The sequence below is a fragment of the Prosthecobacter sp. genome (assembly GCF_020439865.1).
In the GTDB taxonomy this organism is placed as follows: Bacteria; Verrucomicrobiota; Verrucomicrobiia; order Verrucomicrobiales; family Verrucomicrobiaceae; genus Prosthecobacter.
Genome location: NZ_JAGRPF010000049.1, coordinates 1 through 5261, shown reverse-complemented (window position 1 = coordinate 5261; position 5261 = coordinate 1). Strand labels below are relative to the sequence as shown.

6 protein-coding genes are annotated in these 5261 nt (G+C 61.2%); 4 read left to right on the top strand and 2 right to left on the bottom strand.

From position 1 onward, the window contains the following. Both KDL09_RS04665 and KDL09_RS04660 read left to right on the top strand, forming a co-directional pair. Positions 1-205, top strand: a 205-nt coding sequence (locus KDL09_RS04665; protein ID WP_294381998.1) for a hypothetical protein, incomplete at its 5' end; no start/stop codon positions are given. Positions 206-363: 158 nt separating this feature from the next. Next, the gene (locus KDL09_RS04660; protein ID WP_345781070.1) at positions 364-1584 is read left to right on the top strand and encodes a DUF1501 domain-containing protein; all 1221 of its coding nucleotides are present in this window, start codon (positions 364-366) and stop codon (positions 1582-1584) included. 2 nt (positions 1585-1586) lie between these two features. Here the strand turns inward: KDL09_RS04660 and KDL09_RS04655 are convergent, their stop codons facing one another. Next, the gene (locus KDL09_RS04655; RefSeq protein ID WP_294381993.1) at positions 1587-2234 is read right to left on the bottom strand and encodes a carbohydrate-binding family 9-like protein; all 648 of its coding nucleotides are present in this window, start codon (positions 2232-2234) and stop codon (positions 1587-1589) included. 58 nt (positions 2235-2292) lie between these two features. Here KDL09_RS04655 and KDL09_RS04650 point away from each other — a divergent pair, with 58 nt between their 5' ends. After that, on the top strand, positions 2293-3759 hold the full coding sequence (locus tag KDL09_RS04650) for an FAD-dependent oxidoreductase (protein ID WP_294381990.1): 1467 nt from the start codon (positions 2293-2295) through the stop codon (positions 3757-3759). 1 nt (position 3760) lies between these two features. Here the strand turns inward: KDL09_RS04650 and KDL09_RS04645 are convergent, their stop codons facing one another. After that, positions 3761-4069 carry a ribonuclease III domain-containing protein gene (locus KDL09_RS04645; RefSeq protein WP_294381987.1) on the bottom strand — a complete coding sequence of 103 codons (309 nt, stop codon included), beginning with the start codon at positions 4067-4069 and terminating at the stop codon, positions 3761-3763. A gap of 140 nt (positions 4070-4209) precedes the next feature. Between KDL09_RS04645 and gap the strand changes: the two genes are divergently transcribed. After that, a complete protein-coding gene (gene gap / locus KDL09_RS04640) occupies positions 4210-5259 on the top strand; it encodes a type I glyceraldehyde-3-phosphate dehydrogenase (RefSeq protein WP_294381983.1) in 1050 nt (349 codons plus the stop codon). Positions 5260-5261: the final 2 nt, after the last annotated feature.

The window sequence follows — 5261 nt, the reverse complement described above, 5'->3', positions numbered from 1 at the left end:
GCCGCCCGTGCAGCTTCCACCGCTGAAGTATGTCGCGTGGTCGAACCATCTCTCCGCTGGTGCCAACAGCATCAAGATCGAGATGGAAAAGCGCGCTCGTGAAGGCGATCCGCCGACCACGGCGCTGCGTGCCGACTGGCGCGAGCGACTCGAAGACATGGTCTGGGCCACGATCAATTCGCCCGAGTTCGTGCATTTGCCGTGATGCTTTTTGCAGCATGGCTTTTTTAGGCTGTGCTGATCTGATACAACATTTTCCAAACCACAGGCTAGAAAGCCCATGCTACTCAACTCATGAAAAGACGTTCCCTTTTGAAACTCGCCGGTGCGGCCGGTGTCGCCGCGAATGCCGACCTCGCCTTGATGGCGAAAGACGCTGCGCACGTCGCGCACTTTCCCATGGGGAAGGCGGAGCACTGCATTCACATCTGGCTCGGTGGTGGTGCCGCTCAGGTCGATACGTGGGATCCCAAGGCGCTCGGCGATGCCAAGGCGAAGAAGCCCGGCAGTTACTATCCGAGCATCGAGACCTCGGTGCCGGGCGTGAAAGTCACCGAGCATCTCTCGCGCTGCGCGAAGATGATGGAGCACATCACGGCGATGCGGACGGTGAATCACGATGTCATCGACGAACACGCCGCCGCCTCAAACCGCATGCACACCGGCCGCAATGTCAGCGGGACCACCGTGTATCCCTCGCTCGGGTCGATGATCGCCAGCGAGCGCGGTGCCGCCGCCGAAGGCGTGCCTTCGTATGTGCTCATCGGTTATCCGAACTTCTCGCGCGGTCCCGGTTTCCTCGGCGCGAAAGCCGGCTTCCTCTACCTCCTCGACACCGAGGCCGGTCCTGCCGGTCTCAAGCGCCCCGAGCACATCCTCGATCCACGTCAGAGCCGCCGCGAGGAGCTGCTCTCCACCTTGCGTCATAGCGCGAAGGACCTCCGCGCCGGACCGATGATCAACGAATACGACACCGCTTTGGAAGAGAGCCTGCAACTCGCCGGACCGAAGTTCATGGAGGTCTTCGATTTGAAATCCGAGAAAGGCGAGCTGCGCAGCGCCTACGGCAGCGAATTCGGCCAGCGCTGCCTGTTGGCGCGGCGTCTCATTCAGCGCGGCGTGCGTTTCATCGAGGTCTCGCACAATCTCAACTTCGTCAACGGCACCGGCTGGGACACGCACAATCAGGGACAGATCAAACAGCACGTGCTCATCGAAGATCTCGACCAGGCGCTCAGCACGCTCATCAACGACCTCAAATCTCACGGTCTCCTCGACAAGACGCTCATCGTCGTGAACACCGAATTCGGGCGCCCGTCCGAGTTCGACGGCGGCGGCGGTCGCGGGCATCAAGGCAGCACGTTCAGCGTCGTACTCGCCGGCGGCGGCCTCAAACACCACGGCGCTTGGGGCGTGACCGACGACCTCGCCAAGAAGCCCGTCGAGAATCCGTGCAGCGTGCCCGATTTGTTTGCCACCATCCTCGCCACCCTCGGCATCGACCCGTCCAAGGAACTCCACGATGGCGACCGCCCCGTGCCCATCACCGATCGCGGCCAGCCGGTGCAGGCGATGTTTGGCTAAGATCAGTCCACCAGTTCCAGCACGCCAAATGAAGCGGGCACATGAAAGTCCGGCTTCTCGGTCCGCGGATTCACCCAGGGCATCCAGCCAGAGTGAACGGTGCCGTCGGGCCGATGATGGAACTCGGCGCGGTAGATGCCGACGAACATCCCGCGTGATCGGAGGACCTTGAGCCGGCGCAACGTGTCGAGAGGAATGCTGCCGGTGACGGAGTAGCGATTGCCCTCGATGTGCACGGTGAGTTCGAGGTCGTCGCACTGCCAGCCCCAATTCATCTCACGATAAAAGCGGCCTTCATAGGCGAGCACGTCGCCACGCGGCGACATTTCGAAACAATAGTAGGGCTTCAGGCTCAGATCGGGTGCGAAGAAAATCTCCACACGATCCGCAGCCAGCACGCGCTCCTTTGCGGTGGGACCGTCTGGCAGCACGAGGTCGTCGTCCACGCAGTCGAAGCGAAAATGAAAACGCGTTTCGTCCCAGAGAGCGCGGAATTCGGTTGGCGGGGCGATGCGTTTCTCCCAGGGGAAGGTGAAGTTGGTGAGCACATCGGCCTTGTTCCAGCCCGCAGGCAGTTCGTCCGTCGTTTGGGACTCCAGTTCCAAGTCGGCGGTCATTCCGCTGAGTTTTCGGACGTTGTAGCGCTTCATAGGAGAGTCGTGGCGTGTGGCGGAAGGATTTCAATGGCCACGACAGGAGAAAAAGATCGTGTCCAAAGACGTCTTGATTCAGACTCCTTTCATCATGGACATGCCGACCCCATCCAGCGACCTCAAACGCCGTTCCTTCCTTCGTGCCGCCTTCTCCGGCGCGCTCGTAACGCCGGGCGTGATGAGTGCCGCCGAGGTGGAAAAGGAAATCGCCGGGCAGTTTCAGGAGCCGGCGCATGATCTGCCGCTCGTCGAGGACGCGGATGTGATCGTATGCGGTGCCGGACCGGCGGGCATCGCGGCGGCGATCACGGCGGCTCGTGCAGGTGCGAAGGTGCGCGTGTTTGAATGGCGCGGCTGTCTGGGTGGCGTGTGGACGGCGGGCTTGCTGGGCTACCTGCTGGATTTCGACAAGCCGGGTTTGAATCAGGAACTGTTGAAGCTCCTCGAAGAGCGAGATCTGCGGCGTGGCACGAGCAAGTATGATGTCTGCTATGAACCGGAGGGCATGAAACTGCTGCTGGAGGAGTTGTTTGTGCAGGCGGGGGTGAAGTTCCAACTGCACACGAAGGTCTGCGCTGCGTATCGCGAAGGGAAACGGCTCACCACAGTGGTGACGGAGTCCAAATCGGGCCGGCAGGCCTGGCGTGCGCCTGTGTTTATCGATACGACCGGTGACGGTGATCTCGGTGCGCTGGCCGGATGCTCGTTTGAATACGGTGAGGCTGACGCCTGCCCCTGCCAGCCGATGTCGCTCAATGCGCTGCTCGTTTGCAAGGACGTCTCTCTGCTGGGTGACTTCGTTCGCTACGGCACGATCCCGCCCGGTGACAAGCCGAACGAGGCCAAGAAGAATCTGCTGCGGGCCGAGATCGAGCGCACAGGCCACTTCCCCTCCTACAGCAAGCCCACGCTCTGGCAGATTCGTGACAATCTCCTGCTGGTGATGATGAATCATCAATATGGCGTGCCGTGTTTCGACGCCGCGAAGATCACGGAAGCCACGGTGATGGCCCGCGCGGAACTGCACAAGATCGTTAACGGCCTGCGCAAGCTCGGCGGCCCGTGGGAAGGACTGCAGATCGCCGCCACGGCCGAGCAGATCGGCGTGCGCGACGGGCGTCGCATCGCAGGACGTTACACGGTGAGCAAGGACGATTTGATCAACGGGGCGCGCTACGATGACGGCGTGGTGCGGCCGACCTTCAGCGTGGACATTCACGCCCTGAGTGCCGAGCACAACAAAACAGCCGGTTATTCGAACCGTGGCATCAAGACCAAGCCGTATGACATTCCGTTGCGCGCATTGATCGCAAAGGACGTGGATGGCCTCATGATGGCAGGTCGCTGCATCAGCGGCGATTTCATCGCGCACGCAAGCTACCGCGTCACCGGCAACTCCGTGGCAATGGGCGAGGCCGCCGGCGTAACCGCCGCGCTCGCCGCGACAACAAAACGGATGCCGCATGACGTGCCGTGGAGCGAGAGTGAGGCGAAGCTGAAGACGATGGGACAGCGGGCGTGAGTCACTTGCCCAGCCGCTTCCGTTTGGCCTCCTGCTTCACGAACAGCGGCTCCAAAGTGTCGCGAATCCACGCGAAAGCGGCTTCGAGGCCTTCCTTCTGGTAAATGACGCCGATTTCCGCCTCGACTGCGGTCGGATTGCCGTGGCAGGAGAGGAACTGGTTGCAGGTGAAGCGCATCTTCATCTCCGCATCCACCTTGCCCTCCTGCCGCAGGATGTGGGACCGGACGTAGAGCTCCAAAACGGCGTCACCGATCCACGCGTTCTCGCGGAGGCGTTGGGTGAGGTCAGGATCTTTGAGGGGGGGCATGGGAGCCATTCAGAGAGAGCGACAGAAGGACTTCAACTGGGATCCATGGCGGCCCGGTTCCTGCTGCCAATGGGGTTGACACCCCCACCCCCTCGCGGTAGGACTGCCGCCCTCAAAAATCCAAAACATCCCAAAAGAATATGGTCAAAATCGGCATCAATGGTTTCGGGCGCATCGGCCGCCTCGTGTTTCGCGCAATCTGTGACCAGGGCCTCCTGGGCAAGGAAATCCAGGTCGTGGCCGTCAACGACCTCGTCCCTGCGGACAACCTCGCCTACCTCGTGAAGTATGACTCCACGCAGGGCAAGGCCAAGGAAGAAGTTTACTCCAAGAAGAGCAGCCCCGATGTGGCCGAGGACGACATCCTCGTCGTCGATGGCCAGGAAATTAAGTGCCTCGCCGTGCGTGAAGGCCCTGCCGCCCTGCCATGGAAGGAACTCGGCGTGGACATCGTGATCGAGTCCACCGGTCTCTTCACCGAGCGCAGCAAGGCCCAGGGTCACATCGATGCCGGTGCCAAGAAGGTCATCATCTCCGCTCCTGGCAAGGAAGAGGACATCACCGTCGTCATGGGCGTGAACCATGAGAAGTATGATGCCTCCAAGCACCACGTGATCTCCAACGCGAGCTGCACCACGAACTGCCTGGCTCCGATCTGCCACGTCCTTCTGAAGGAAGGCTTCGGCATTGAGGAAGGCCTCATGACCACCATCCACTCCTACACTGCCACGCAGAAGACGGTGGACGGCCCTTCGAAGAAGGACTGGAAGGGTGGCCGCAGCGCCGCGATCAACATCATCCCGAGCGCCACGGGTGCCGCCAAGGCCGTCGGTCTCGCGATTCCGGAGATCAAGGGCAAGCTGACCGGCATGGCCTTCCGCGTTCCGACGCCGACCGTCTCCGCCGTGGACCTCACCGTGAAGACCGTGAAGGAAACCAGCTACGCCGAGATCAGCGCCGCGATGAAGAAGGCCAGCGAGACCTACCTCAAGGGCGTCCTCTCCTGGACGAGCGACGAAGTGGTCAGCACCGACTTCATCCACGACCAGAGCAGCTCCATCTTCGACGCCGGTTCCGGCATCGAGCTGAACAGCAAGTTCTTCAAGCTCGTGAGCTGGTACGACAACGAGTGGGGTTACTCCAACCGAGTCGTCGATCTCGTGAAATACATTGTGAGCAAAGGCCTGTAATC

Bases quoted from the DNA above. Each gene is read 5' to 3' on its own strand.
- KDL09_RS04660 (WP_345781070.1), top strand. From the start codon at position 364: ATGGCGAAAGACGCTGCGCACGTCGCGCACTTTCCCATGGGGAAGGCG.
- KDL09_RS04655 (WP_294381993.1), bottom strand. From the start codon at position 2,234: ATGAAGCGCTACAACGTCCGAAAACTCAGCGGAATGACCGCCGACTTG.
- KDL09_RS04645 (WP_294381987.1), bottom strand. From the start codon at position 4,069: ATGCCCCCCCTCAAAGATCCTGACCTCACCCAACGCCTCCGCGAGAAC.
- gap (WP_294381983.1), top strand. From the start codon at position 4,210: ATGGTCAAAATCGGCATCAATGGTTTCGGGCGCATCGGCCGCCTCGTG.